Here is a 24167-nt window from a genome sequence, read left to right as displayed (position 1 = left end):
ATCAAGTTAATAGGAAAATGGGGAGATAGATGAACCGGACCAGAGCGGCGGTCGCTCTCACGCTCGTTGCCAGCCTGGCCCTGTCGGCCTGCGGCGGAGGGTCGTCGGCGGGCGACACGACGACCCTGTCGATCGTCGGCTACGCCGTGCCGGAGGCGGCGAACAAGGCGATCATCGCGGAGTGGAACAAGACCGACGACGGCAAGGGCGTACGGTTCCAGACCTCGTACGGCGCGTCCGGCGACCAGAGCCGCGCGGTCGTCTCCGGCCTCAAGGCGGACTACGTGCACTTCTCGGTCACCAGCGACGTGACCCGGTTGGTGGACGCGGGACTCGTCGACCAGAACTGGGACGACGGCCCCAACAAGGGCATCGTGTCCTCGTCCGTCGTGGTACTCGCCGTCAGGGAGGGTAACCCGAAGAACATCCAGGGCTGGGACGACCTCGTCAAGCCGGGCGTCTCGATCGTCACCCCCAACCCCGCCTCGTCCGGCGCGGCCCGGTGGAACGCCCTCGCTGCCTGGGGACACGTCTCCGCCAACGGCGGAACCGACGCGCAGGCCGAGGAGTACCTGCGCAAGCTCTTCGCGAACGTGGTCTCGCTGCCGAACAGCGGCCGGGACGCCACCACCGCCTTCCTCGGCGGTACCGGTGACGTCCTGCTCGCGTACGAGAACGAGACCATCCTGGCCACCCAGAGCGGCGAAAAACTCGACTGGGTGATCCCGTCGACCACGATCCTGATCGAGAACCCGGGCGCGATCCTGAAGAGCGCCGGCCCCAAGGCCCAGTCCTTCCTGAGCTTCGTCCTCAGTTCCGGCGGGCAGCGTCAGTTCGCGCTCAAGGGCTTTCGGCCGATCATCGACGGCATCGACACCAGCGGTGTCGAGGGAGCCCTCGACCCCGACAACCCGTTCCCGGCCCCGCAGAAGCTGCTCACCGTCGAGAAGGACTTCGAGAGCTGGTCGGCGCTGTCGAAGAAGTTCTTCGACGAGAAGGACGGCGTCATCGTCAAGATCATCGCCGCGTCCGGGAAGGCGCGATGACATCGGCCACCCTCGCTCCCGACCGGCCGGCGTGGGGGCGCCGGCCGGCTCGGGGCGGTCGGCGCCTCACCCGGGCCTCGGGTCTCGGCCTCGGTGTGGCGATGCTCTGGTTCAGCCTGCTCGTCCTCATCCCGCTCACCGCCGTGGTGGTCACCGCCGCCGACGGCGGGTGGACCGAGTTCTGGTCGGCGGTCACCAACCAGCAGACCGCGGCGGCGATCCGGCTCACGGTCGGCACCGCGTTCCTGGTGACCCTGGTCAACGTCGTCATGGGTACGACGATCGCCTGGGTGTTGGTCCGCGACGAGCCGTTCTTCGGCAAGCGGGCCCTGGAAGTCCTGATCGACATCCCGTTCGCCCTGCCGACGATCGTCGCCGGTCTGGTGCTGCTGTCGCTCTACGGACCGGGGAGCCCGCTGGGCGTGAACATCGCCAACACCCGGGTCGCGGTCTTCTTCGCGTTCCTCTTCGTCACGCTGCCGTTCGTGGTGCGGACCGTACAGCCGGTGCTGGCCGAACTCGACCGGGAGGCCGAGGAGGCGGCGGCCTCCCTCGGGGCGAGCCGGTTCACCGTCTTCCGCCGGATCATCCTGCCCAGTCTGACTCCGGCGATCGCGGCCGGCGCGGCGCTGTCGTTCGCCCGTGGCGTCAGCGAGTACGGCTCCCTGGTGCTGCTCTCCGGCAACCTGCCGATGCACACCGAGGTGACCTCGGTACGGATCCTCAGCAGCATCGAGAACGACAACCTGGAGGGTGCGGCGGCGGTGGCCGCCGTGCTGCTGGTGATCTCGTTCGCGGTCATCGTCGCCGTGGACGTCATCCAACGGCGGGTGGTCCGCCGTGGCTGAGCACTCGACCGCTGAAGCTGAGCGTCCGACCGCCGTCCAGGCCCGTCCCCGCCCCGGGCCGGCCAAATACCTGCTGCGGCTGGTCGTGCTGGTCTACCTCGTGCTGCTGGTGGCCTGGCCGGTCGCGCTCGTCGGGCGGAACGCGTTCGCCAACGGCCTGACGGACCTGCGGGGCATCCTCGACGATCCCGACGTGGTGCACGCGCTCCGGCTCACCATCACCGTCGCGGTCACCGCAGTGGTGATCAACACGGTGTTCGGGGTCGGGATCTCGCTCCTGCTGGTCCGGTACGAGTTCCCCGGCAAACGACTACTGAACGCCCTGCTCGACATCCCGCTGTCGGTCTCGCCGATCGTGGTGGGCCTCGCCCTGGTGCTGGTCTACGGCGGCCGGGGCGGCTGGTTCGGGCCCACCCTGGAGAACGTCGGCTTCCAGGTCATCTTCGCCACCCCCGGCATCGTGCTGGCCACCGTCTTCGTCGCCCTGCCACTGGTGATCAGAGAGGTCGTACCGGTGCTCCAGGAGGTCGGCGACGAGCAGGAGCAGGCGGCGCGCAGCCTCGGCGCCAACGCCATCCAGACCTTCCGCCGGATCACGCTGCCGACCATCAAGTGGGGCGTGGTCTACGGCGTCGTACTCAGTCTGGCCCGGTCACTGGGGGAGTTCGGCGCGGTCAAGGTCGTCTCCGGAAACGTCCTCGGGCAGACCCGCACCGCCACCCTGGTGGTCGAGGAGAAATACCTGAACTTCGACAAGGGCGGCGCCTACGCCACCGCGCTGCTGCTCACCCTCGTCGCGGTGGCAGCCATCATCGTCGTCTCCGTCATCCGCCCTAAGGAACAGCGTTGAGCATCGAGATCGCGAACGTCACCAAGCGGTTCGGGGAGTTCGTCGCACTCGACGACGTCTCCGTCAGCATCCCGTCCGGCCAGCTCACCGCGCTGCTCGGGCCGTCCGGCGGAGGGAAGTCGACGCTGCTGCGGATCATCGCCGGCCTGGAGCAGGCCGACAGCGGGCGCGTGCAGATCGAGGGACTCGACGCCACGAACCTCCCACCGCAGCGGCGCAACGTCGGATTCGTGTTCCAGCACTACGCGGCGTTCAAGCACCTGTCGGTACGCCGCAACGTGGCCTTCGGGCTGGAGATCCGTCGGCGCCCGAAGGCGGAGATCCGCAGCCGGGTCGACGACCTGCTCGCGCTCGTCCATCTCGAACAGTTCGCCGACCGGCTGCCGTCCCAGTTGTCCGGCGGTCAGCGGCAACGAATGGCCCTGGCGCGCGCCCTGGCCGTGCAGCCCACCGTGCTGCTGCTCGACGAGCCGTTCGGTGCGCTCGACGCGAAGGTCCGCAAGGAGCTTCGGGACTGGCTGCGCCGCCTGCACGACGAGGTCCACGTCACCACCGTCTTCGTCACCCACGACCAAGAGGAGGCGCTGGAGGTCGCCGACGAGATCGTCGTGATCAACGATGGCCGGATCGAGCAGATCGGGTCACCGGACGAACTCTACGACCGGCCGGCCAACGACTTCGTGATGCGGTTCCTCGGCCCGGTAACCCAACTCGGCGACCGGTTGGTACGCCCGCACGACGTACAGATCCTGCCCGCCGACGGACACGAACCGGGTGCCACCACCGGTCGGATAACCCGGATCACCCGGGTCGGTTTCGAGATCCGGATCGAGATCACCGCCGACGACCAGGTCATCGCCGCCACCCTCACCCGCAACGAGTTCCTCGCCCTGCACCTCCAACTCGACACCACCGTACGGGTCCGGATCGCGCCCGAGATCCAGGCAGGCACGGTCGCCGTCGACAGTGGCCCGAACCTCCCGGCCACCACGGCGGTCACCTGACACACCGTTCGGTGCTCCGGGGCGCGGTCGTCACCGGCGGTTCGCTGGCGGGGCCAGCCGTTCGACCGCGCCGATCACCAGGTCCCAGAACGGGTCGACGTCCAGGTGCAGTGCCACGTCGGCGTTGTCGGGGGTGGCGGTGCGGTGGTGCAGGTCGACCACGGTCGCGCCCCGGGTGAGGGTCCCGGCCAGTTCCACCGAGACCGGCGCCGGCACGCAGGCGACGATCGACGGGTCGATCACCCGGGCAACGGCGATCGGGTCGTGCAGCGGCGGATCGGCCAGCCCGAACACGTTCTGGTACGTCGCCGCGAAGAACGTCATGAGGTCGACGCAGATCCGTGCCAGGTCGGTGTCGAGCCGCTGGAACCTCGCGATGACGTCCGGCGTCACCAGCGCCTGGTGCGTGACGTTCAGCCCGCACATGGTCACCGGCAGGCCGGAGCGCAGCACGACGTCGGCGGCCTCCGGATCCACCACCACGTTGAACTCACCGTACGGCGTGACGTTCCCGCGTCCCGTCGAGCCACCCATGAAGACGATCTCGCGGATCTTCGGCGCCACCTCCGGATGGTCCCGCAGCAGCGTCGCGATGTTGGTCAGCGGCCCGGTGGGGACGAGCGTGACCGGTTCCGGATGGTCGAGCAGGATCCGGCGGATCAGCGCGACGGCGTGCTCGTCGCGGACCGGCACCGTCGGTTCGCCCAGGGTCGGGCCGTCGAGTCCACTCGCCCCGTGGATCTCCGGCGCGACCCGCAGCTCGCCGACCAGCGGCGCGGCGCAGCCGGCGGCGATCGGCACGTCGGTGATGCCGGCGGCGGTGCAGATCCGCCGCGCGTTCACCGTGGTCTTGTCGAGGGTCTGGTTGCCGGCGACGGTGGTGATGGCCAGCAGTTCGATCCGGGGATCGGCCGCCGCCAGGAGCAGGGCCAGCGCATCGTCGTGCCCCGGATCGCAGTCGAGGATTACCGGAGTAGTCAAGGAACACAACCCGTTTCGGAGGTCGGCGGCAGCGGTTCGCCCAACCGTACGGCAGGGGTCGCCGGCACTGCCGGCGCCGCCGACGGCAGCGACAGGTCGAGCGCGGGTCACCCGACGGTGCGCCCGAACCGTCGGGGCCGTCCTCCGGCGTACCGGCGCTACGGGACGGTGACGCCGTACGCGGCCAGGATCTCCATGATCGGCTGGTAGTACGTCGTCCCACCGCTGGTGCAGTTGCCGCTGCCGCCGGAGAGGATGCCGAGGATGGTTCCGGTCGACGCGGAGTAGAGCGGCCCGCCGCTGTCACCCGGCTCGGCGCAGATGTTGGTGCGGATCAGCCCGGAGACGCTCCCCTCGGCATAGTTCACGGTCTGGTTGAGGGCGGTCACCGTGCCGCAGCGCACTCCGGTGGTGGCCCCGCTGCGGCACACGGCCTGACCGACGTACGCGTTGCCGGCGCCGGTGATCGGCAACAGTTGCGGGTAGGTGTAGACCGCGCTGGGGTGGCTGACGCTGCCGGTGTAGCGCACGATGCCGTAGTCGTTGCCGGGGAAGCTGCTGCCGGTGTTCGGGCCGAGCGGGACCGTCCGGCCGCTGTCCGCGTACCAGGTCGAGGCGGCCCGGGTGCAGTGCCCGGCGGTGACGAAGTAGTAGGTGCCGCCGGCGCGCACGTTGGCGCCGAGGGAGCATCGGCCGGTGCCGCCGTAGATGGCCTGCCCGCCGGCGATGAGTAGGCGCAGGCGGCCGGGTTCGCGGCGGAACACGGCTCCGGAGCGGGCGGCGACGGCGCGGAGTGTCCGGGCCTGGGCGTTGTCGACGGACTCGTCGACGGTGAGCGTGGTCCGGCCGGTCGCCGGATCGACGCCCCACGCGGTTCCGGCGGTTCGCACCTCGGCCACCGTGGCCGGGCCGGGCGAGGCACCATCGTGCCGGTGTGCGGCGGCCGGGGCGGCGGGCAATAGTACGGCGAACGTGAGGACGAGGACCGGTACGAGGCGCATCCCGCAACCCCCGATTGTCGACTGTCGATGTACTGCCAGGATCCGTCCTCGGCGACGCGGATTCAACCCCCGACGCGGGATCCCAGCGTTGTGATCCGACATTCGTCAGCCACCCGCGGTCCCGGGCGGTGGTGCGGTCGTCCCGCGTACGACGAGCGCGGTGGGAAGGAGCGCTTCGGCTCGCGTCGCCGGGAGTCCGAGCAACTGTTCGGCTGCCGCGCGACCCTTGTCGCGGTGGGGCTGGTGCACCGTGGTCAGCCCGGGGCTCGACCAGGCTGCCGGCGGTGCGTCGTCGAACCCGACGACGGAGAGCCGCTCCGGCACGGCGATGCCGTGTTCGGCGGCGGCCCGGAGTGCGCCGAGTGCGATCTCGTCGCTGGCGGCGAGCAACGCTGTCGGCCGGTCCGGGGCGCCGAGCAGGTCGTTCGTGGCGCGGTAGCCGGCTTCCCGGCCGTACGGCGCGCACTCGACGACCGGCACGTCGGCCCAGGTGATGCCGCCGGCCGTCAGCTCCGCGCGGTATCCCGCGAGGCGCTCGCGCATGACGTGGAGTCGTGCGGTCTGCTGGCGGGCAAGCTCGGCTCGACCCGTCCGGCCGTCGGGGTGCAGTGGGGACGCCAGTACGGCGATCCGCCGATGGCCGAGTGCGATCAGGTGTCGGGCGGCCGTCGCGGCAGCCGCCCGGTCGTCGATGCCGACATGGCCGGCCGGCGGCCGTGCCGGACCGTCCACCACGACGACCGGTACGTCGCGGCCGAGCGCGGTGTCGATGCGGCCGTCGCCGTCCAGGTCGCAGTGGCACACGAAGCCGTCGACCAGGGCCCGCTGGACCAGGTCGGTCTCGGTGCCCCGGGGAATGAGCACCAGGCCGACGTCGAACCGTTCGCACACCTCCCCGATGCCATTGACGAAGAGCGCCTCGGCCGGGTCTGAGAGGGCGAAGGTGAGCGGGTCGTCGAAGACCAGCCCGATCGCGCCGGCCCGCCGCCGGCTGAAGGTCGCCGCGATCGGGTCCGGGCCCGGATAGCCGAGCCGGCCGGCCTCGGCCAGAATCCGTTCGCGCAACCGTGCGCTGAGCTGATCGGGTCGGTTGTACGCGTTCGACACCGTTGCCTTCGACACCCGCAGCGCACGGGCCAGGTCGGCCAGCGTGACACCCCGGCCCGGCCGTCCCCCACCGGTCCGCTTCCGCTCCGTACCTTCCACGGTTCGATGATACGGTTCTGAACTAGTTCAGTCTTAACTAGTTCAGAGAGGCTCTGGCGTTGAGACTCCGTCCGGCGTACGCGGCTGTCGCGGGTGCCTTCCTCCTCAACGGACTGATCTTCGGCACGTTGGCGGCGCGGCTACCGGCACTCCAGTCCGGACTCGGGTTGACCGATGGTGAGTTGGCACTGGCCCTGGTGGCGCTCAACGGCGGTGCCCTGGTAGGGCTGCAAGCCGGCGCCATGCTCACCCGCCGCTTCGGCACCCGGGCGACGCTTCGGGTCGCCCTGCCCACGTTCGCGCTGCTGCTGATGCCGATCGCCGCGGCGCCCACCCTGCCGGCGCTGGCCGCCGCGCTCGCCGGCTCCGCGGCCGTCAACAGCGTGGTGGACGTGGCCGTCAACGCCAACGGCCTGACGGTCGAGCGCCGGTACGGCCACCCGGTGCTCTCCCGGCTGCACGCCATGCTGACCTTGGGCGGCATCATCGGAGCCGGCATCGCCGCCGGCGTCGCCACCCTCGGCGCGGGCGTGCACACCCACTTCGCAACCGTCGCCACGATCGGCATCGGCGGCGCCGTACTGCTTCCCCGTTGGCTTGCCACCGAGAGTCCTCGCCCGCTCTCCCCTCGGCGGCGAGTCGACGGAGCAGGGTCCCTGCCGAACCCGCCCCGGGTCGGTCCGCGCCGACGCAGCCGCGCCGGCCGACTCCTCGGACTCGGCGGTCTGGCCTGCTGCGTCACCCTCGCCGAGGGCAGCGGGAACGACTGGACTGCCGTGTACCTGCACGGCCTGGGCGCGAGCGAGGCATTCGCGGCCAGCGGAGTCGCGACGTTCCTCGGCGCGATGACGGCCGGCCGGTTCGCCGGCGACCACCTACGGGACCGGATCGATGCCGTACCACTCGTCCGGGGCGCCGCCCTGGTCGCCGCCGTCGGCCTCGGGCTGGCCCTGCTGATCCGCCATCCCGTCGCCGGTCTCACGGGCTTCGGCCTGCTGGGGCTCGGCCTGTCGATAACACTTCCGGTCATCCTTGCCGTAGCCAGCCAGCGTGCCGCCCAGGACGGGGTGCCGCCCGCCGTGACGATCGCCCGGGTCTCCGCGATGGCCTACCTGGGCAGCTTCGTCGGACCCGGCCTCATCGGTGCCCTGGCGACCACGACCAGCCTCGGCACCGCGCTGTTCCTGCCCGTCGCCGTTGCCGCGACGGCCGCACTCGCCGCCGAGGTCCTGGCCCCGCGCGTGTCCTCGCCAATGAACCTTTTTCAACCTCCCCTTGCGGTCCGCCGTGGCCGCAGGTGGAAGTCGGGGCGCATGCGCCGCGCGGTTCAGGTTGAAAAAGGTTCAATCCAGCGGAAAACCGCGCGGCGTCCCCGGGAACGGTAACCGCCGCCGGCCCTGACCACGCAGCCTCACCGTCGGCTTGCCGATGGCCCGGGAGTTCGCGGACCGGGCAGGCCCACCCGGAGGTGACAGGTGCCAGCAACAGAGCATGGGTCGGCGTACGTCTCGGGCGCCGCGGGGGAGCGGTTCTATTGTGGCGTGGTGACAACTCGGATGATCGTGCTGAACGGCGGATCGAGCTCCGGTAAGTCCGGGATCGCCCGGTGTCTACAGGCGGTCCTACCGGATCCGTGGCTCGCCGTCGGGATCGACGGGCTGATCGACGCGATGCCCGCCTCGATGCAGACCACGGCTGCGGGGATCGAGTTCGCCCCGGACGGCGGCGTGATCGTCGGGCCGGAGTTCGCCACGCTTCAGGCGGCCTGGATGGAGGGGGTCGCCGCGATGGTCCGTGCCGGCGCACGGGTCATCCTCGACGACGTGTTCCTCGGTGGAGCGGGGTCCCAGCAACGCTGGCAGCAGGTTCTTGTCGGACTGGACGTGTTCTGGGTCGGCGTCAGGTGTGAGAGCGCGGTCGCGGCGGGCCGCGAGGTCGCCCGGGGAGACCGGATCCGGGGGATGGCGGTGTCACAGGCGGAGATCGTCCACCAGGGCGTCGTCTACGACCTGGAGGTGGACACCACACATACCGAGTCCCTGGAGTGTGCGCGGACTATTGCCGCACGACTCGGGTCGTCGGCGGCACCCGATGGCTCGGCGGGCGGCTGATTTTTTTTAACGGTCCGTAGCACAGGCTACGCCCTCCCAGTCATGCTCTCCTTGAGCATCACGTCGACCTGCCGAAACGCAACCGCGAGGTACGGCGAGCACCGGCCATTGTGGACCCCGGGTGCTCGCCGGGTGCTCGTCTGTTCGACATAGCCCCTGTCCAGCCGGCCACGGAACGTCCGAGACAACCACACCGGGTCCGCTCCGGGGACTTGTAGATCACGTCGCCGTCGCGGTGGCCAACCGGCCTCCCGACGGGCGCTCCCTCCGGCGCACCTCGCGAGCGGCCGGCCTCAGTCGCTTGGGCTGCCACCGGGGGACGGTTGCCCGTGGTCGCGGGGCGCAGCCGGCCCGGTGCCGCCGACCCGGTCGCGTGCTTCCAGGACATGCTCGACCACACCAGCTACGCCTTCACCGCCGACACCCACACCACAGTCCTGCCCGAACAAGCCAGACAAGCCGCCGAAACCACCGCCCAACTCGTCCTCACCGCCCAGCACAAACACCCCCGAGCCAAGCCCCAACCGACCGAGCCGACTCCAGCGGCAGCCTAACGCCGAGCCGGCCCAGCCGATCAAAATCCCATGATCAACACTTCGGAACAGACCAGTGCATCCGGATGACGCACGGCCATGTGCCCTGACACACTCAGCCGCATGTTGACCACCATCACCCTCCGGAACGTCGGCACCGCCGCAATCGTGGTCGGACTGCTCATCGCCCTATTCACCCTCGGCACGACCACCGATCGTCCATTCACGCTGGCCTGGCTGCTCGTCCTCGTCGGGACCGGCCTACGGTTGGAGGCCGCCATCCGCGCCCCGAAACGCACGACACCATAGCCCGGCCGCTGACCTTCCCTGGCGCGTGCCGGGGAAGAACTGCTGTCAAAGCAGCTGAAGGACGCCCTGGCCGCGGGCCAGCCGCCCCCGGGACCCCAACCAGCCACCCCCACGCCCGTGGGGTGGTCCGGACAAGCTGCTGTTCGGGGTCGCTGTTAGATCCGGATGCCGGGTTGCCCCAGCGGTCAAAAACTGGCCGGAACTGCTGCGAGCCTTCTCCGCATGAACAGTGAAGTTCTGCTCCCACAGCAATCGGTTCCCGCCGCCGGCGCCGTGCTCAACCCGTTCGTGATCGTGGATGACGCGGCCGGCCTCATCACGTTCGTATCCGAGGTCTTCGGCGTGTCGGAGACCGCCGAGGCGAGGACCCCGATGCCCGACGGCAAGCTGATCCATGCCGAGCTACGCCTCGGCAGCGTCGATCTGATGATCGCCGATCGGCTCGACGGCTGGCCACTGCGGCCTGGTCTGCTCCAGGTATGGGTTCGCGACGTGGCAACAGTGCTGCGGCGTGCCAACGCTCACGGCGCCACCACCGTCACCGAGCCGATCCCGTTCTGGGGTGAATCGACCCTCGGCAGGATGCTCGACCCCTGGCAGAACATCTGGTGGCTCTGGGCACCAGCACCGGGCCAGCCCGATCCGACGCCTCACTGGGACGGCGGCCCGGACATCATGTTCACGACCCTGGACGATGCCCTCAAGTCGTTGACAACCTGAATCGATCCCCACCGTCTCGATCGGCTGCACTGATCTCGCCCACACGCGGAGATCAGTGCAGCACTCGCCCTGTCACGTACTGTGACGCACGGTCGGCGGCAGGTCAGTGCACCGGGAATCACCGCGAGTGAACATCGACGTCGTTGTCGCCGACGCGGCCGTCCTCGGGTATGCAATCGCGGCGGCGGGAGGGGCGTATACGGCGCCACAGGAAGTCGACGCCGTCCGCCAATGCCGGTACAGCGCGACGAGGCACTCCTGCACCAGGTCGTCAGCGGCCGACCACTGCCCGCACAACCGGTACGCCAACCGTCGCAACCACGCCATACGCGCCCGCACGTACTCGACGTATTCCCGTTCATCCCGCAACCCGGCCTCCTCACCACACTAGGAGCCGCCCAGGCCCTGTTTCGGTTGTGGCGGAGTGGTAAGCGAACTCGCGTCGTGCCCGCCGCAGAGCTGATCCGCCCACGCCGGGCGGAGCACCGCCGCACCATCTCGGCAAAGCCGGACGCCACCCACAGGGACGCCGCTACAGATGTTGATCGACGTCCAGGCGCGACGCCGCGCACGCTCTGCGGTAGATCCGGGCGCCTGATCCTGGCGAGCCGTATGGCAGGCGGGAAGGCGGCGCCGATGGTTCGGCTCGGCGGCGTTGCGTTCTGGGTCATCAGCCGATCGGATGACCGAAGGCGACGATCGGCTATTTCCATGTGCGACGGACACCCTGCGACGTCTAGGAAGGAGGCATGACCAACGAGGTGACCGTTCCCCTGCTGCCGTGCGCATCCATTGACGACATCGAAGCCTTCTACGGAGTTCTCGGTTTCCGCACCACGTACAAGCAGCGCAAGCCCAACGCGGCTGTGGGGGTGCAGCGGGAAGACCTGCATCTACAGTTCTTCGAGATCGCCGGATTTGACCCGGAGCAGTCCTATGGCTCCTGTGTAGTACTCACCGCGGACATCGAGGGACTACACGGGGCATTCGCAGCCGGCATGCGCGCCGCGTACGGCAAGGTACTGGTGTCCGGAACGCCGCGGATGACCCGGCCCAGGGCGCGGAAGAACGCCGACGGGTTGGGCGGGTTCACCGTCATCGACCCGGGCGGCAACTGGATCCGCGTCTTTCGGAACGCCGCCACCGCGCCCATGCCGGCCGCCACGCCTGCCGGGCGGCTGGCCAAGGCCCTGGCGAATGCTGTCGTGCAGGCCGATTCCAGGGGAAGCGTCGGACAGGCCGTTCGGATCCTCGACAGCGCGTTGGCCCGCCCGCAAGCCGACGACGACCCGGTCGAGCAGGTGGAGGTCCTGGTCTACCGCGCCGAACTCGCGACGATGCTGCACGATCCGAAGACCGCGGCCGAGATGCTGGCCCGCGCCCAGTCCGTCACGCTCACGGAAGCCGAATCCGAAAGGGCGGCACCCGCGTTCGACAACGCCGCCGACCTCGCAGCAGCACTGCGGTGACTCACCATACGAACGCCTCCGTCATCTCGGCACGACAGGACATCCTCGCAGCTGTCCACCTCGAGGTCGGCGGCTACCGAAGGTGACGGAGGTGCCAGCACCGGCGCGCACGACCGGCGGTATGAGAGTGAACGCCTCGGACGTTAGGTCGACTACTTTGGCTTTCGCCGCCGGACTGCCGTTGCGGTTCACCGAGGGCGAGGCCGTGGTTGGGTCGCTCGGTTGGATGATGATGAACGGGTGAATCTGCGCCGTCCAGTCAGCTCCCGCGTGTTTGCGGTGGTTTTCGCGGCGTTGCTGGTGGGACTCGTCGGTTACCTGGTGAGCTTGCAGTTCACCGTCGGCGCCTCGGTGTCCGGGCGGCTCTGCATCGGCGCGACCTCGCTGATCGCCCTGCTCATGGTGGTCAGCTTTCTCCGGTACGCGTTGCAGCGGTTTCAGGTTGATGCCGACCGGGACGGCTGGACGGTGCGGATCGGCCGGTACCGAGGTGACCTGCGATGGGCCGAGATCTCAGCGGTGGTGATCGAGAACCGGGAGATCGAGGGGCGGGATCACCGCCGGACGGTTCCCGCGCTCTACCTGGTACCAGACCCGGGCGTCAGCCTGGACACTCCGAGGGACCTGCAGGCCACCGTGGACGGACGACCGGCGGTACGGCTGTTCGACCTGGCCGACCCGAAGATCGAGGAGAAGCAGTTCATCGGCGACCTGGCGAGGCTGGCCGGCGACCGCCTCGAGGTTCGGGTCCACCGCCTCAACCTGATGCTGCCGAGCGAGGACGCCCGGCAACGGCTGAACGGCGGGAAAGCTCTCCCCGCCTTCCCGCCTGGCGCGCAGGGCGTGCGGACGCAGCGCCGGCTGAACCGGCGGCGCTTCCTGCTGTTTGTCGGCTGGTACCTGTTCGCCGTCGTTCCCGCGCTGCTGCTCACCGGCTTCGCGGCCCGGTTGCACGAGCTGCTCGGCGCCGCGGTCGCGGTAATGGGCCTGCTCACGGTCGTCGCTGCGTACGCCCAGTTCGTCACGATGTTCAGCCATGCCACCGACCTCGTCGACACCGAGGTGGCGATCGCCGGCACGGAACTCGTTCAAGTGATCGGCGACCGTACCCACCGCGACGACATGCACGGCGGCAAAGCCGTGGTGCTGCCACCGGGGACGAGACGAGGCTACGGCAAGGCGTGGCTGCTCGGGTTCCCGCACGCCGTGGTGCTGCTCGGCGATCCGCGGACCGGACGGCTTCGCGACCATGCCGACCTGCGCGCCCTGTCGGCAGTGCTGCGCGAGTCGCCACATGAGGCCGACTGGGCCGCCGCCCGAGACATCGACAGCCTCGCCCTGCGGTCCCAGGTCGGCGACCCGACGGAGCCAGGCGGTGCCGAGAACACCCGCCTGTGGATTTCGCTGACCAAAGCCGGCCGCATCCTGGCCTGGGCCGTCGTCGTGGGCTCCGTCCTGCTGGCTGGCGGCTGGATGCTGGAGAGTACCCACTACCTGGGGGGCGCGGTCACCTTCATCTGTGTGCCTCTGGCCACCGTGTGGGCGCTGTACGCGCTGTACCGGATACTCGCGCTGCTCGGCGCGGCGTGGCAAGCGGTCCGGAAGAACCACTAACCAGCTTCGAACGCCCACAGCCGCAGTACCTCGGCGAGGAGGAGTTTCTTCTTCGTCCTCTTGATCACGCTGGCGGGCGTTGTACCCGCAACCGCCCGTCGGCTCGCCACGCCGGAAGCAGCAGCCAGCGACGCGGCCACCCGGCGCCGCGCCTTAACTGCGGCAGATCCGCATGGGTCAGAATGTGCCGATGACGATCTCCGCTGACGATTCCGGTCCGGTCCGGATTGTGACGGCGGTTCTTCGCGATGGCGATCGGGTGTTGCTGTGTCATCGAAGCGCCGGACGCCGTTGGTATCCCGACGTGTGGGACCTGCCGGGCGGTCATGTCGAGGAGGGGGAGGAGCCGAAGGAGAGCCTTGTCCGCGAGCTTCGGGAGGAGTTGGGAATCACGGCGTCGGAGCCGTCCAGCCCGCCGATGCATGAGATCCGGACCGCGACGTTCGACATGCAGATCTGGTTGGTCGACAGGTGGACCGGAACACCCGTCAACGCCGCGCCGGACGAACACGACGCTGTGGTACCCCTCATTGCTCTACTGCGGTCGGTTCTGCGGCGGCGCGTGGTTGTCCGTATGACAGCCGCCTGGGCTGAGTGCGGGCGGCGCAGCCCGTCCAGCACGAGGGTGATGACATCGTCGGCCTCGGCTCGCCAACCGGGGCGGTCATGGGCCGCACCGATGCCATGCAGCGCCATCATCACGGCACCGGCATCCACGTCGTCGCGGACGGTGCCGTCCCGTACGGCGGCGGCCACCAGGTCGGTGACAGCCTGCTCCAGCGCCCGGCTGCCCTCGGCGAGGGCACCCGAGCGATCGGCCATGAGTGTGGCCAGCGTCCGGGCCAGGCCCTCGTGGGCGTCTATGTGGTCGACCATGCCGCGTAGCAAGGTCGCCAAAGCCTCCGCCGCGGCTGCGCCCTCACCCTGATATTCCCGGAGCCACTAACCGGCCCTCTCAGCCTCGGATACCTCGCCCACTTTGGCCTCGGCCTCTTCCACCCGATCACCAGGGAGCCTTCTCCATCGTGATGGTGCTGGTCACGGTGGGCGTGGAGGGCCGGGATCGGGGTGAGATGAGGCTCCCGGTAAGACAGCAGTCTGTGACCAAGATCCCCAACCGGGAGCCTCTGTCGGTCAGGAGGTAGCTCGTCGTCGGCGACCACGCGCACCGCCGTTGGAGGTGGCAAGCGTCTTGCCCTCTGCCGCTGCGAGCAACGCGGGTAGGCACTGTTGGCGGGTGAGTCCGGCGCCGAAGGTGCCCGACCCGAGTCCCGTCTGTTGCCAGTGCAGGCGCACCACCGGCTCCTCCGCCTCCTGCCCGTCCAACTCTTCCGCTCCGGTGGCTGCCGTGTCTTCCACGATGACGTGGTTGGTCAGCTCTGGGACGCCGAGGGAGGTGAGTAGGTTCCGCAGGAGGAGTCCGCAACGTGCGGCGTCGAAGTTTCGGACACGTTCGTCGGCGAGCACCAGGCCGATCAGCTCGCGTTCGCGTTCGGCCAGGACGGGGCGCATCGCCGCGGGGACGCGGCCAACGAGCCGGTCCAGCTCACCCGCCTCGATACGGGCGTGGGGATCCGCCCACCAGCCCTGCCAATGGACCTCGTGCCGGTGGAGGATGGCCACGATGTCGTCCGGGTAGCTCACCGTCATTTCCTGCAGGAGGCGTTCCCACGGCTGACCGATCCCCGTCCAGGTGTCGCGGAGTCGGGTCATGAACTTGTCCGGGGTTTTCCGCTGCGGCGGGTCGGGCTTCTTCGCAGATCAGCGGCCTGCGATCATCAGCGGATGGAGTTCGTACTCGATCCGCCGCACGGGGTTGGTCCGCTGCGGCTCGGGATGACAACCGACGAGGCCCGTGGTGCTCTCGAGACTCTCGGCCGGCTGGAGCCAACCGTCTCGGGTGAGCTGGCCGTACATCTGCCGAGCGGGCTCGGGTTCAGTGTGGGCTTCGGGGTTGGGCCGACACGGGGCCGGGTCAACGCGATCGAGGTGTGGCGTCCGCACGAACGCGACGTGGTGCGATACCGCGATGTCGACGTCTTTGGCGTGCCTGCGCTGGACGTCGTGGAGCGGCTACGTCGCCACATCGACCTTGTGTCGAACGAGGATGACGACGGGTTCACCGCACGGGAGCTGTATCTCGCGCTGTGGCGGCCGTTCGCCGCGGACGACGACCCGTCTGAGGAGCAGGGTCACTTCGTCCAGTCGGTGCTCGTGGCCCGGCCCGGCTACGACGACACGCCCGCCGAGGCGGCGGCCCGCCTGGCCGCTGGCGGTCAACCGGGCTATTGATCCATTTGGCTTCCGCCCCGCGCGCTCGACGGCAGTGGACACCGCACTACAGTCCCCCCGATGATCGATTCAGCACCGTTTGTCAGTGACGAAATGCCCGGCGGCTGGATCGGGGACATCGCGGCGGTCGAGGTGGGCTGACCGTGGTATGCGTGTCCTATTGGGGTCGGGATGGGGTGTGGGTCTGGGAGCCGCCACAGAACGTCTGGCGAAACCTGATGTTGCCGTTCGCCTGTGCCGGGGATCCGGAGGCGGCGCAGTATCCGGACGCCGGAAACGAGTTGGACTCGTTGGCGTTGGCCGTCTCTGGCGGACGGGTGGTGTTGGCGGCTGGTGGCGATGAGCAGGGTGTCGCGTTCTGGGATGTCGACACCGGCGAGTTGATCAACGGAACGTCCTTCAACGGCCTGTACATCGCGGCCGTGGCGGCCCTGGATGGTGGGGACGGTTCGACGCGGTTCGTGACGTGTAGCGGAGTGCACTGGGACGGCATCATGGTGTGGGAACCGGTCGCAGGGTCGTCTCCGGTCGGGTTGCCCGAGTCCACCGTGGACGCAATCGGCGTCGGCCGTTTCGAGGGTCGTTCGCTGGTCGTGGCGGGTACCCGTGAGGACGTCACGCTGTGGGACGTAGATTCGCGTGAGCGATGGGCCTCGTCGTTGTACACCGAGGATGAGAACGACGACGGTGAGGACACTGGAGACGAGCGGATGCATGCCGTCGCCATCGCCCAGCAAGGCAGTGGCTTGGCGGTCGTGGCGTTGACGGATTCCGGGAGCGTTCGGGTCTGGACGCTTCCGTCGCCCCGCCCGGTCCGGACGGATCGTGAGCTCGCCGTCGAGCTCCATATCCACGTTGGCCACTGTCGTTGTCGATGACCGCCCAGTCGTCGTCACCGGCGGCACCGATGGAACCGTGCGAGTCTGGGACCTGTCGGACGGGCGGGCGATCGGGGCGTTGCTGACCGGCCATCGTGATTCGGTACGCAAGGTGGTAACCGGCACCCTGGGCGGCCGGCCCGTGGTCGTGAGCGCAGGCGACGATCGGACGGTCCGGGTCTGGGACCTGGCCCCTCAACCGCACTGAGCGGCAGGATTTCCGGCAGCTGCGGGAGTCGTCGAGGGCATTGATGGTCCGGTCCAGACGCGCAGGGCCGAGGGCATGGAGGGTACGGCTGGGCCGCCACTGACCGCCCTCGCGACATCCTCTCGTCGGCATGATCGGACGCCGCACGCTAGCCGTACGCCGTCACGCTCTGTCTCCGCGCGCAGCCCGCCGCCGCGGGTTCTCTGCGGCAAATGTGCGCGCCGGCCGTTGGTCCAGCCCGTGTCAGCGGTGCGGCGTCTCTCCTGGTTCCTCGAGCATTGATGTGATGGCAACGGCCTTTCGGACTGCCCGTTCGTACTGGGTCCGTTGAAACACGAACGGGCCGAAGGTTCCGTAGTCGCGGTTTGGGCGGAAGGGTTGGGCGAAGCCGCGCCACGTGACCAGGCCATCATCGAGGAGGACGAGGGCTTCGAGTGGCCAGCAGCCGACCTCCCCGCAGTCGCAGCCGAGGAGCGCGATCACACCTCGGTTCGCCCAGTACGCGGAGTCCGGTGCCCCGGTGAGGTAGGAGGTCAAGTCGCCGAAGTTGAAGTGGTCCAGCACGATTCCGGCGTACGCGCCAGGCACGTCGTACCCGGCGGCGAGTTCATAGCCGCGGACCAGGTCCACCAGGCTGACGTTGTCGATGTAGGGCAGCACTTCCCGTGCGGGCGTCGGTCCGTGCCCCCACGGGCGCACCTCGAACCGGACCTTGCGAATGGGGGGCGGAGTCGGCACGGACCCAGTGTGACTGGACACGTCCGGGTCAGAGCACCCCTGGCGGCGTGGCCCTACCACCCGCTCCGACGATTCGCAGCCCACTGATCGTGCCGTGCTCTTCAACAATGTTGAACGAGGCAGGTCAGGCCGTCGCGCCGGCAGTGGCCGCCGCTGCCGCTGAGGCCGCAGAGGCGTCGGTCGATTATCTTGTGGACTGCGGTTTCGGCCCATACCGATCGTCGGAGCTCAGCGAAGCGGCCGCGCACCTGCATGGGCGGTAGATCCGGGACGAGTGCCGTTCCCAGCCCAGTGCACTGACCAGGCCGCACAGGGCGTAGCCGTAACAGCCAACAATCAGCGTAGTGATCTCGGCGTGGGACGATGCGTGGATGGACGAACCGAGCAACGGGCACCGGCAGGGCGAGGCTGGCTGGTACTCCGCTCGATGCGTCTTCCGTCTGGGGTCTGACCCGGCGAGTCAGCTGTACGAAGAGCGACTGACGCTGTGGCGGGCCCAGGACTTCGACCAGGCGATCGCGTTAGCGGAGGCGGAGGCGCTCGGGTACGCGGCTGAGCAGCACGACATGACCTTCGCGGGGCTGGTTCAGGCGTATCGGCTGTTCGATGAACCGGGGCACGGTGCGGAGGTGTTCTCACTGCTGCGGGAGAGCGGGCTGGACCCGCAAACCTACCTGACGACGTTCTTCGATACCGGCAAGGAGAGACAGGGTGACATCGGCGATGGCGCCTGACCAGGTGGCGACCGAGCCTCCTGCAACCTTTGCTGGCTATCTCGCGCCCAGCCTACGGCAGCAGATTCGGATGTCGAGCGAGTGGCAGCCAAATGCGGCACGCTCGACGTTCTGGCATGCTCTTGCCATGCCACACCTTCCTGGGCGACCGGGACCTGCCAGTGCTGCGGGGAAGGCCGGGACGTTCGTTGGCGCCTTGTGCCTTGCTACGGTCGTCGGTTTCGGGATGGCCGAACGGCGTGGGCCGGTGCTCGGTGTCCTTGCCTTCCTGGCTTATTGATTGATCCTGGGCGTTGGTGCGCTGTCGTTCTCCCGTATGCGGCGTTGGTCAGCCGACCACATTGTCGCGGATTCTTTGGCCTTCGTACCGCTGTTGTTCTTCGCGCTCCTGTTCATTCCGGCGCTGCCGTGGTGGGGTGCCGCCTTGATCGCTGTGGTGGTCGGTGCCGTCTTCGTGCCCTTGGCGGTGCGGCGACGAACAGGGCATCGAGTTGCCGAACGCTGAGCCGTGGATCTGGCGGTGAGTGACGGGGAAGCCGGCCTATGCGGTGGCCGAGACACGCTGGTTGAGGCAGGCGGCGCTGTCTGTGGCGTACGCTGCCGTTGCTGGAGGACGTGCTGTCCTCGGAGTACGACCGGACCAGCGGTGCGTTGCGCGAAGCCCTCAACCCATCGCATCCGCCGATCTGGTTCATCTGATCTTTCGACTACCTGTGGGGTGAGCGCGGCGTGACAGCGGTAGCGCCCGATAGTCCAGTGCCGGTCGATGGGGGTCTGGTCAAGGTCTGGTTTCGGTTCGTGCCGCGGGAGGGGTGGCTGCCGCACGACACCGAGGGGTTGTGGGCACAGCCGGTGGGTGCGGACACGGTGCGGGTGGCGAACGTGCCGTTCCTTCAGGACGGTGTTGCGGAGGGTGACGTCGTGCGTTTCGTGACCGACGATGGCGGTAGGCGATGGGTGGTGGGGCGGGTCGAGGCGTCGGGCAACTGCACGATTCGTGTGCTGCCGGTGCCTGATGGTCCGCTCGGACGTAGCGCCCAGGCGGTTCACGAGCGGTTCAGGGGCTTCGGCCTTGGCGGGGAGGCGTTCAGTGAGGCGTTCCCGCTGGTGGCGATGAATGTGCCGGCGGACGCTGACTTGGTCGCGATCAAGCAGTTGCTGGTGTCGGGGGAGGCGCAGGGTTGGTGGAAGTTCGAGGAAGGTTGCGTCACCGACGCCTGGCGCGACGCATGACCAGTTTGGTCGGCGTCTGTTGTGTTCGGCTTCCTCAAATGAGACAGCTCAAGCGGCCCGCGTCGCCAGTGAATCGCCGACTCCGATCGCCCTCCAGGTAGGGCGCGCCCACCTCGACATGATCGAATGCACTCAACTCTGCAGAGTCGGACATCGACCGGCACGAAAGGCTGGTCACGGAACATGACGGTTCCGAGTCGGGTGGTGCGCGCACGGACGGCGGGCGTTTCAGGGCGGCGCTGACGGAGTCAATTGGCGTCCTGGTCGGTGCCGTTGAGCAGGTTGACGAGTCCGTTGGGTGCGCCGTCGCCGAAGATGAGGTCGATGGTGTCGTGTGCGCCGACCGCTTCTGCCTCGCTGCGGGCGAACATCACTTCCTCGTACGCGGCGAAGGCGGCCTCGATGTCGCCGGGGTGCGCGGCGATCGCCTCGCCGAGTTCGGCTCCGTCGAGCATGGCGATGTTAGCGCCTTCGCCGCCGGGGACGGTCACGTGTGCGGCGTCGCCGAGCAGCGTCACGCCGGGCATGCGGGCCCACCGGTGGCGGTCGGGGAGTTGGTAGATGCTGCGCAGGATCGGCGCCGTGTCGGCGTCGGTGATCAGGGCGGTGAGTTCGGGCGCCCATCCTTCGAACTCGGCCGCGATCAGCGTCTTCGTGGCGTTGGCGTCGGCGAAGTCTATGTCGGCGAACCACTCGACCGGCCGGTTGAGAACGACGTATGTGTGGATGATGTTGTTCGCTTCTCGGTGGGCGAGGAATCCCTTGCCGGGGATGAGCGCGTACATGGCGCCGTCGCCGACCGCCTTGGCCGCCTCGGGGTGACGGTCGTCGACATCGTGCAGGTAGGTGTCGACGTAGCTTATGCCCGCGTACGTCGGCTTCTCGTCTGACAGCAGGGCTCTTACTCGCGACCAGGTCCCTTCGGCGCCCACAAGAATCTTCGTGGTGACCGTCGAGCCGTCCGCGAAGGTGAGCTCGTGCCGGCCCCTGGCGAGGGGAGTGGCCGCGACGAGCTTCTTGCCCCACCGCACGGTGCCGGCCGGCAGTGACTCGAGCAGGATGCGCCGGATATCGCCCCGCAGTGCTTCCGGCCGGGCCATGGAACCGTCGTCGGGGACCTCAGCCAGCACCATGCCGTGCCGGTCGAGGACCCGCTGCGCTCCACCGCCCGCGTGGATGATCGCGCGATATTCCTGGGCGAGCCCGGCGATCGCGAGGGCGCGCTGGCCGTTGTGCTCGTGCAGGTCGAGATGGCCGCCCTGACTGCGGGCCTGGGCCGAGGCCTCAGCGTCGTAGACGGTCACCGGGACGTCATGCAGGTGCAGGACGCGGGCGAGCGTGAGGCCGCCGAGGCCGGCGCCGACGATCGTGACGGGAGTAGTCATGTCAGTCCTCTCGAAGAAGTTTGGACCGGCGGTCCAACTCCAAGATTGGACCGCCGGTCCAACTGTGTCAAGATGATGGACATGACCATCCGCACGGCCCGAAACACGAGGCGCAGCGATGCGCTGTCCCGGGAACGCATCGTCGAGGCGACCGTCGAGGTGCTCGACGCGACGGGAGAGGCGGGCCTGACGGTCCGGGCGCTGACTGCTCACCTCTCGACCGGCCGCGGCGCGATCTATCACCACGTCGCCAACAAGGAGGAACTGCTCGCCGCCGCCACGGACGACATCGTGGGTCGGGTAACGGCGGGAACCGGCGACGACGACCCTGAGCGGGCCATCCGTGCTCTCGCGCTCGGGATCTTCGACGCGATCGACGCGCACCCGTGGGTCGGGACCCAGCTCTCCCGCGAACCATGGCAACCCGCCGTCTTCCGGATCTGGAAGAGTGTCGGGTCGCAGCTGCAGCGCCTCGGCGTGCCTGGGCCGGCCAGGGCGGACGCCGGATCAGCGTTGGTCAACTACGTCCTCGGCGCGGCAGCGCAATACGCCGCCGGGGCCCGGCGGGCGACCAGCGACGCGGATCGCAAGGCATACCTGGAGACTCTGGCGGCACAATGGGCGCAACACGACCCGGACCCGATCGTGCAGGACGCGGCCTCGCAGCTGCGCGAACATGACGACCGTGAGCAGTTCCGCGCCGGAGTGGACATATTCCTGACCGGCATCACTGCCCGCAGATAGGCGTCCGTTCTCGAATCACCCATTCCTGATCGGCCAGGCGGTGACCGGTCCACCACGGTGAACGCCTGTAGGCGACGCACTCACATCGGCAGTTCCGGGTCTCTTGCCGCAGAGACGACGGCCCACAGCCGGCTCACCGACCAAGTCGTCCCTCGCTACCGGCGGCGCCCGTGGTGCGTCGGTCCCCTTTGCTTCGGCCGGCGAGGGCGTTCTGGGTGGCTTTCCGGTCGGAAAGCCGGGTCGATCAGAACGACACGATGATGCCGACCATCGGGGGGCGGCGTAGCCGCAGCAGGCGAGCGAACCAGTTCCCTGCCCGTGACATGACGTATCGGCTGGCCAGCAGCTTGCGGGCCAGTGCCGTCCCGTCGTCGTCCAGCAACCGGGCCGTTCCCGTTACGCTCGGCGCATCCGGCGCCACCGTCCCGCGTACGGAGCACGGCCGCACACGCACTTGCGGGTTGTTCCGGATCCGCTTGACCTTGCCCGATCCCGCTTCGGTCACGATCCAGAGTTCAGCACCGTGCGGTACGTGCCAGACCGGCGTGCTCACCGGGGTGCCGTCCTTGCGGTAGGTAGTCAGACTGACGTACCGGCTACGGACGATCTCGTCGGCCACGGTCATCGTGCCAGCGTAGCGAGCCGCGCCCCGGGCCGCGCCCGCAAGGTTGAGAGCAACTGGCCGGCAGGAAGGCTTACCTGCGCCCTCCGCCAGGCTAGCGCAACGGCTAACCGAGGCCGGACATGCTGATCAAGCCGACAGATGAGGCCCTTCGAACCTCACGGTCCGTCACCGCCGCCAGCGCCCTCGGCGCGGCAGATCCGCGCACGTGACCGTGGGCTTGCTACGCCGACCTCCTTTGATGGGCGACGCGAGGTTCCCCCGGCGATGGGACGTCCCGCCGTCGCGCGACCTTGAGCTCAGACGTCGTCACTCTCGGCCGGCGAGTGCAAGGGCGACTTCCAACTCGTGCTGCTTGGCTGGGGCCAGAGTGCCTGTCCGCTTGATCAGCGACTCCTCGCTGACAGTCGTACTTCGAGGTGGGTAACTGGCGCTACCGGTGGACAGGTGACGGAGAAGTGGCAGCCGGGTTCGCTCGATGACGTGTACAGGCCCAGCCCGGAGTCTGATCCTGCGGAACTCTCCTACCCAGAGATGCCGGGCCGTTCAGCTTCCGGCGTTACTCGCTCTGGTCCGGGCACGCAGGGCTTCGAGCCCGGCGACGGGGAGCGAGCGTGCCTGGCCCTCGGCGATCCAGCCGTCGATCATCTGATCGGTCTGTTCCGACAGCTTGCCGAAATGAAGATGCAGATACCCGGGCAGGTCGAAGGGAACGAGCAGGGGAAGCACTCGCAGCGCGACACGCGTCAGCGGCGCGGAAGTGCTGAGCCGTCCCGGCGGCGCCATACCGTACATCGCCGCAGTCACCGTGGTGGCCTCGCGTGCCGCCAGTGCTGGCAGGGCGAGCTGCTGGCGCAGTTTGGGAACTGACCAGTCGAGCGTGCCCAGCATGGCTAAATACGGTTGGGTTGTGGCGGCCCGCATCTCACCGCTGCCGACGGCCGCCTCAGAGACAGAAAAGGGTCCACTGGACAGCGCAGTGATCAACGGCTTTACGCGTTCGGCCTCACCCGCGAGCTGCAGGCTGGGGCCAGCGGGCAGCCAGTAGGCGATCCCGGACCGGACTCGGTCGCGATTCGATATCGGCGCGTGATAGGCAAACAGCCCCGGGGTTGCCTGCACGATCTGCGTACCGGGCCAGACATCCTGCAAAAAGGCGAGGTCGCCGGGATCCTGCCCAATGGACACGATGGTGGCACCGCCGACCCGTTTGGCCAGGTCCGGGAGCCATCCGTGCCGCAGGACAACCGACGACACGCAAAGCAGCACGGCGTCCCACCGGGCATCCGGCAGGGCGTCAAGCCCACGTAGCGACTCGTGCGGAAGCCACGTTTCTGTGACCGGCCCTCGACCGCTCCGTAGCCGGTGCAGTTGATAAGGGTCGGCCGGGACCTGTCCGTCGGCTCGGAGCAGCACGCTCACCTGTGCACCGCCCACGGACAGCTGATGACCGATGACCTGGCCGATCGCGCCGGCACCAACCAACAACACTTTCATGACAACACCAAACTCCTGAGATCCATCGACGGATGAGCGATCGGGAGGCGGGTCACCGCCTGCCGACCGGGGCGCTGCGGGCCGCGAGCTTGCCTCGCCGGACGCCATCACTGGTTATCTTCGGTAACCTGAACATCATCGGTA

At 68.6% G+C, this 24167-nt stretch carries 27 protein-coding genes and 2 pseudogenes; 19 read left to right on the top strand and 10 right to left on the bottom strand.

Translation table 11 applies throughout. The features are described from left to right. Positions 1-29 precede the first annotated feature (29 nt). Genes Pma05_RS37150 through Pma05_RS37135 form a run of 4 tightly spaced genes read left to right on the top strand, consistent with a single transcriptional unit; the run spans position 30 to position 3748 of the window. The gene (locus Pma05_RS37150) at positions 30-1046 is read left to right on the top strand and encodes a sulfate ABC transporter substrate-binding protein (protein WP_203862209.1); all 1017 of its coding nucleotides are present in this window, start codon (positions 30-32) and stop codon (positions 1044-1046) included. Beyond that, positions 1043-1894: a sulfate ABC transporter permease subunit CysT gene (gene cysT / locus Pma05_RS37145; protein WP_203862208.1), complete on the top strand. Its 852-nt coding sequence runs from the start codon at positions 1043-1045 to the stop codon at positions 1892-1894. Before Pma05_RS37150 ends, cysT begins: the two co-directional genes overlap by 4 nt. After that, the gene (locus tag Pma05_RS37140) at positions 1887-2744 is read left to right on the top strand and encodes a sulfate ABC transporter permease (protein ID WP_203862207.1); all 858 of its coding nucleotides are present in this window, start codon (positions 1887-1889) and stop codon (positions 2742-2744) included. Before cysT ends, Pma05_RS37140 begins: the two co-directional genes overlap by 8 nt. Continuing rightward, positions 2741-3748 (top strand): sulfate/molybdate ABC transporter ATP-binding protein, encoded by a 1008-nt coding sequence (locus Pma05_RS37135; RefSeq protein WP_203862206.1) that lies wholly within the window; start codon positions 2741-2743, stop codon positions 3746-3748. Before Pma05_RS37140 ends, Pma05_RS37135 begins: the two co-directional genes overlap by 4 nt. Before the next feature lie 30 nt (positions 3749-3778). Here Pma05_RS37135 and Pma05_RS37130 read toward each other — a convergent pair whose 3' ends face one another. The 3 genes from Pma05_RS37130 to Pma05_RS37120 form a co-directional block, all read right to left on the bottom strand. Continuing rightward, complete coding sequence (locus Pma05_RS37130) at positions 3779-4729, bottom strand: nucleoside hydrolase (protein WP_203862205.1); 951 nt, start codon at positions 4727-4729, stop codon at positions 3779-3781. 158 nt (positions 4730-4887) lie between these two features. Beyond that, positions 4888-5730 (bottom strand): S1 family peptidase, encoded by an 843-nt coding sequence (locus Pma05_RS37125; protein WP_203862204.1) that lies wholly within the window; start codon positions 5728-5730, stop codon positions 4888-4890. Positions 5731-5835: 105 nt separating this feature from the next. Continuing rightward, positions 5836-6936, bottom strand: coding sequence for a LacI family DNA-binding transcriptional regulator (locus tag Pma05_RS37120; RefSeq protein ID WP_239313928.1), 1101 nt, complete (start codon positions 6934-6936; stop codon positions 5836-5838). Between the two features lie 59 nt (positions 6937-6995). Here Pma05_RS37120 and Pma05_RS37115 point away from each other — a divergent pair, with 59 nt between their 5' ends. The 5 genes from Pma05_RS37115 (at position 6996) to Pma05_RS37095 (ending at position 10609) form a co-directional block, all read left to right on the top strand. Further along, the gene (locus Pma05_RS37115; protein ID WP_203862203.1) at positions 6996-8321 is read left to right on the top strand and encodes an MFS transporter; all 1326 of its coding nucleotides are present in this window, start codon (positions 6996-6998) and stop codon (positions 8319-8321) included. Between the two features lie 159 nt (positions 8322-8480). After that, positions 8481-9047 (top strand): chloramphenicol phosphotransferase CPT, encoded by a 567-nt coding sequence (gene cpt / locus Pma05_RS37110; protein WP_203862202.1) that lies wholly within the window; start codon positions 8481-8483, stop codon positions 9045-9047. Between the two features lie 329 nt (positions 9048-9376). Beyond that, positions 9377-9601 carry a hypothetical protein gene (locus tag Pma05_RS37105; protein ID WP_203862201.1) on the top strand — a complete coding sequence of 75 codons (225 nt, stop codon included), beginning with the start codon at positions 9377-9379 and terminating at the stop codon, positions 9599-9601. Between the two features lie 102 nt (positions 9602-9703). Next, the gene (locus tag Pma05_RS37100) at positions 9704-9889 is read left to right on the top strand and encodes a hypothetical protein (protein WP_203862200.1); all 186 of its coding nucleotides are present in this window, start codon (positions 9704-9706) and stop codon (positions 9887-9889) included. 165 nt (positions 9890-10054) lie between these two features. Beyond that, a complete protein-coding gene (locus tag Pma05_RS37095) occupies positions 10055-10609 on the top strand; it encodes a VOC family protein (RefSeq protein WP_203862199.1) in 555 nt (184 codons plus the stop codon). Between the two features lie 72 nt (positions 10610-10681). Here Pma05_RS37095 and Pma05_RS37090 read toward each other — a convergent pair whose 3' ends face one another. Next, the gene (locus Pma05_RS37090) at positions 10682-10936 is read right to left on the bottom strand and encodes an RNA polymerase sigma factor (RefSeq protein ID WP_203862222.1); all 255 of its coding nucleotides are present in this window, start codon (positions 10934-10936) and stop codon (positions 10682-10684) included. A 422-nt stretch (positions 10937-11358) separates the two neighbouring features. Between Pma05_RS37090 and Pma05_RS37085 the strand changes: the two genes are divergently transcribed. The 3 genes and pseudogenes from Pma05_RS37085 to Pma05_RS44200 all read left to right on the top strand — a co-directional run. Then, the gene (locus Pma05_RS37085) at positions 11359-12078 is read left to right on the top strand and encodes a DUF8817 family protein (RefSeq protein WP_203862198.1); all 720 of its coding nucleotides are present in this window, start codon (positions 11359-11361) and stop codon (positions 12076-12078) included. 270 nt (positions 12079-12348) lie between these two features. After that, positions 12349-13692, top strand: a complete 1344-nt coding sequence (locus tag Pma05_RS37080) for a hypothetical protein (RefSeq protein WP_203862197.1) — start codon at positions 12349-12351, stop codon at positions 13690-13692. A gap of 172 nt (positions 13693-13864) precedes the next feature. Further along, positions 13865-14170 (top strand): annotated as a pseudogene (locus Pma05_RS44200) (NUDIX domain-containing protein); the annotation flags it as partial. Positions 14171-14307: 137 nt separating this feature from the next. On the opposite strand, the pseudogene Pma05_RS44195 reads toward Pma05_RS44200, so the two are convergent. Together Pma05_RS44195 and Pma05_RS37065 are read right to left on the bottom strand one after the other, a co-directional pair. Continuing rightward, a pseudogene (locus tag Pma05_RS44195) lies at positions 14308-14589 on the bottom strand (SbtR family transcriptional regulator); the annotation flags it as partial. A gap of 237 nt (positions 14590-14826) precedes the next feature. Beyond that, positions 14827-15405 (bottom strand): hypothetical protein, encoded by a 579-nt coding sequence (locus Pma05_RS37065; RefSeq protein ID WP_203862196.1) that lies wholly within the window; start codon positions 15403-15405, stop codon positions 14827-14829. A 72-nt stretch (positions 15406-15477) separates the two neighbouring features. Between Pma05_RS37065 and Pma05_RS37060 the strand changes: the two genes are divergently transcribed. The 3 genes from Pma05_RS37060 to Pma05_RS37050 all read left to right on the top strand — a co-directional run bounded on the left by Pma05_RS37060 (position 15478) and on the right by Pma05_RS37050 (position 17070). Further along, entirely contained in the window at positions 15478-15984 is a 507-nt protein-coding gene (locus Pma05_RS37060; protein WP_203862195.1) for a hypothetical protein, read from the top strand. Positions 15985-16160: 176 nt separating this feature from the next. Then, entirely contained in the window at positions 16161-16862 is a 702-nt protein-coding gene (locus Pma05_RS37055) for a WD40 repeat domain-containing protein (RefSeq protein ID WP_203862194.1), read from the top strand. Next, a complete protein-coding gene (locus Pma05_RS37050) occupies positions 16810-17070 on the top strand; it encodes a hypothetical protein (RefSeq protein WP_372441622.1) in 261 nt (86 codons plus the stop codon). The genes Pma05_RS37055 and Pma05_RS37050 overlap by 53 nt, the downstream gene beginning before the upstream one ends. Before the next feature lie 243 nt (positions 17071-17313). Here the strand turns inward: Pma05_RS37050 and Pma05_RS37045 are convergent, their stop codons facing one another. Continuing rightward, positions 17314-17808: a hypothetical protein gene (locus tag Pma05_RS37045; RefSeq protein WP_239313920.1), complete on the bottom strand. Its 495-nt coding sequence runs from the start codon at positions 17806-17808 to the stop codon at positions 17314-17316. A gap of 344 nt (positions 17809-18152) precedes the next feature. Between Pma05_RS37045 and Pma05_RS37040 the strand changes: the two genes are divergently transcribed. From Pma05_RS37040 to Pma05_RS37030, 3 genes are all read left to right on the top strand, one after another. Continuing rightward, a complete protein-coding gene (locus Pma05_RS37040; protein ID WP_203862192.1) occupies positions 18153-18542 on the top strand; it encodes a DUF4288 domain-containing protein in 390 nt (129 codons plus the stop codon). 280 nt (positions 18543-18822) lie between these two features. Then, the gene (locus Pma05_RS37035) at positions 18823-19047 is read left to right on the top strand and encodes a hypothetical protein (RefSeq protein ID WP_203862191.1); all 225 of its coding nucleotides are present in this window, start codon (positions 18823-18825) and stop codon (positions 19045-19047) included. A gap of 251 nt (positions 19048-19298) precedes the next feature. After that, a complete protein-coding gene (locus tag Pma05_RS37030) occupies positions 19299-19775 on the top strand; it encodes a DUF4265 domain-containing protein (protein WP_239313917.1) in 477 nt (158 codons plus the stop codon). Between the two features lie 248 nt (positions 19776-20023). Here the strand turns inward: Pma05_RS37030 and Pma05_RS37025 are convergent, their stop codons facing one another. Beyond that, positions 20024-21160 carry an FAD-dependent oxidoreductase gene (locus tag Pma05_RS37025; RefSeq protein WP_203862190.1) on the bottom strand — a complete coding sequence of 379 codons (1137 nt, stop codon included), beginning with the start codon at positions 21158-21160 and terminating at the stop codon, positions 20024-20026. An 81-nt stretch (positions 21161-21241) separates the two neighbouring features. Between Pma05_RS37025 and Pma05_RS37020 the strand changes: the two genes are divergently transcribed. After that, positions 21242-21904 (top strand): TetR/AcrR family transcriptional regulator, encoded by a 663-nt coding sequence (locus Pma05_RS37020; RefSeq protein ID WP_203862189.1) that lies wholly within the window; start codon positions 21242-21244, stop codon positions 21902-21904. A 244-nt stretch (positions 21905-22148) separates the two neighbouring features. Here Pma05_RS37020 and Pma05_RS37015 read toward each other — a convergent pair whose 3' ends face one another. Both Pma05_RS37015 and Pma05_RS37010 read right to left on the bottom strand, forming a co-directional pair. Then, positions 22149-22529: a PPOX class F420-dependent oxidoreductase gene (locus tag Pma05_RS37015; protein WP_203862188.1), complete on the bottom strand. Its 381-nt coding sequence runs from the start codon at positions 22527-22529 to the stop codon at positions 22149-22151. A gap of 543 nt (positions 22530-23072) precedes the next feature. Continuing rightward, a complete protein-coding gene (locus Pma05_RS37010; RefSeq protein WP_203862187.1) occupies positions 23073-24023 on the bottom strand; it encodes a 2-dehydropantoate 2-reductase N-terminal domain-containing protein in 951 nt (316 codons plus the stop codon). Between the last annotated feature and the right edge of the window lie 144 nt (positions 24024-24167).

The organism is Plantactinospora mayteni, assembly GCF_016862935.1.
Taxonomy (GTDB): Bacteria; Actinomycetota; Actinomycetes; order Mycobacteriales; family Micromonosporaceae; genus Plantactinospora; species Plantactinospora mayteni.
Note: the sequence above shows the minus strand (reverse complement) of the source record. Positions and strands in the feature narration are given on the sequence as shown.

Bases quoted from the DNA above. Each gene is read 5' to 3' on its own strand.
- Pma05_RS37095 (WP_203862199.1), top strand. From the start codon at position 10,055: ATGCCGGGTTGCCCCAGCGGTCAAAAACTGGCCGGAACTGCTGCGAGC.
- Pma05_RS37090 (WP_203862222.1), bottom strand. From the start codon at position 10,936: ATGGCGTGGTTGCGACGGTTGGCGTACCGGTTGTGCGGGCAGTGGTCG.
- Pma05_RS37025 (WP_203862190.1), bottom strand. From the start codon at position 21,160: ATGACTACTCCCGTCACGATCGTCGGCGCCGGCCTCGGCGGCCTCACG.
- Pma05_RS37085 (WP_203862198.1), top strand. From the start codon at position 11,359: ATGACCAACGAGGTGACCGTTCCCCTGCTGCCGTGCGCATCCATTGAC.
- Pma05_RS37125 (WP_203862204.1), bottom strand. From the start codon at position 5,730: ATGCGCCTCGTACCGGTCCTCGTCCTCACGTTCGCCGTACTATTGCCC.
- Pma05_RS37150 (WP_203862209.1), top strand. From the start codon at position 30: ATGAACCGGACCAGAGCGGCGGTCGCTCTCACGCTCGTTGCCAGCCTG.
- cysT (WP_203862208.1), top strand. From the start codon at position 1,043: ATGACATCGGCCACCCTCGCTCCCGACCGGCCGGCGTGGGGGCGCCGG.
- Pma05_RS37060 (WP_203862195.1), top strand. From the start codon at position 15,478: ATGGAGTTCGTACTCGATCCGCCGCACGGGGTTGGTCCGCTGCGGCTC.
- Pma05_RS37015 (WP_203862188.1), bottom strand. From the start codon at position 22,529: ATGACCGTGGCCGACGAGATCGTCCGTAGCCGGTACGTCAGTCTGACT.
- Pma05_RS37100 (WP_203862200.1), top strand. From the start codon at position 9,704: ATGTTGACCACCATCACCCTCCGGAACGTCGGCACCGCCGCAATCGTG.
- Pma05_RS37020 (WP_203862189.1), top strand. From the start codon at position 21,242: ATGACCATCCGCACGGCCCGAAACACGAGGCGCAGCGATGCGCTGTCC.
- Pma05_RS37010 (WP_203862187.1), bottom strand. From the start codon at position 24,023: ATGAAAGTGTTGTTGGTTGGTGCCGGCGCGATCGGCCAGGTCATCGGT.
- Pma05_RS37065 (WP_203862196.1), bottom strand. From the start codon at position 15,405: ATGACCCGACTCCGCGACACCTGGACGGGGATCGGTCAGCCGTGGGAA.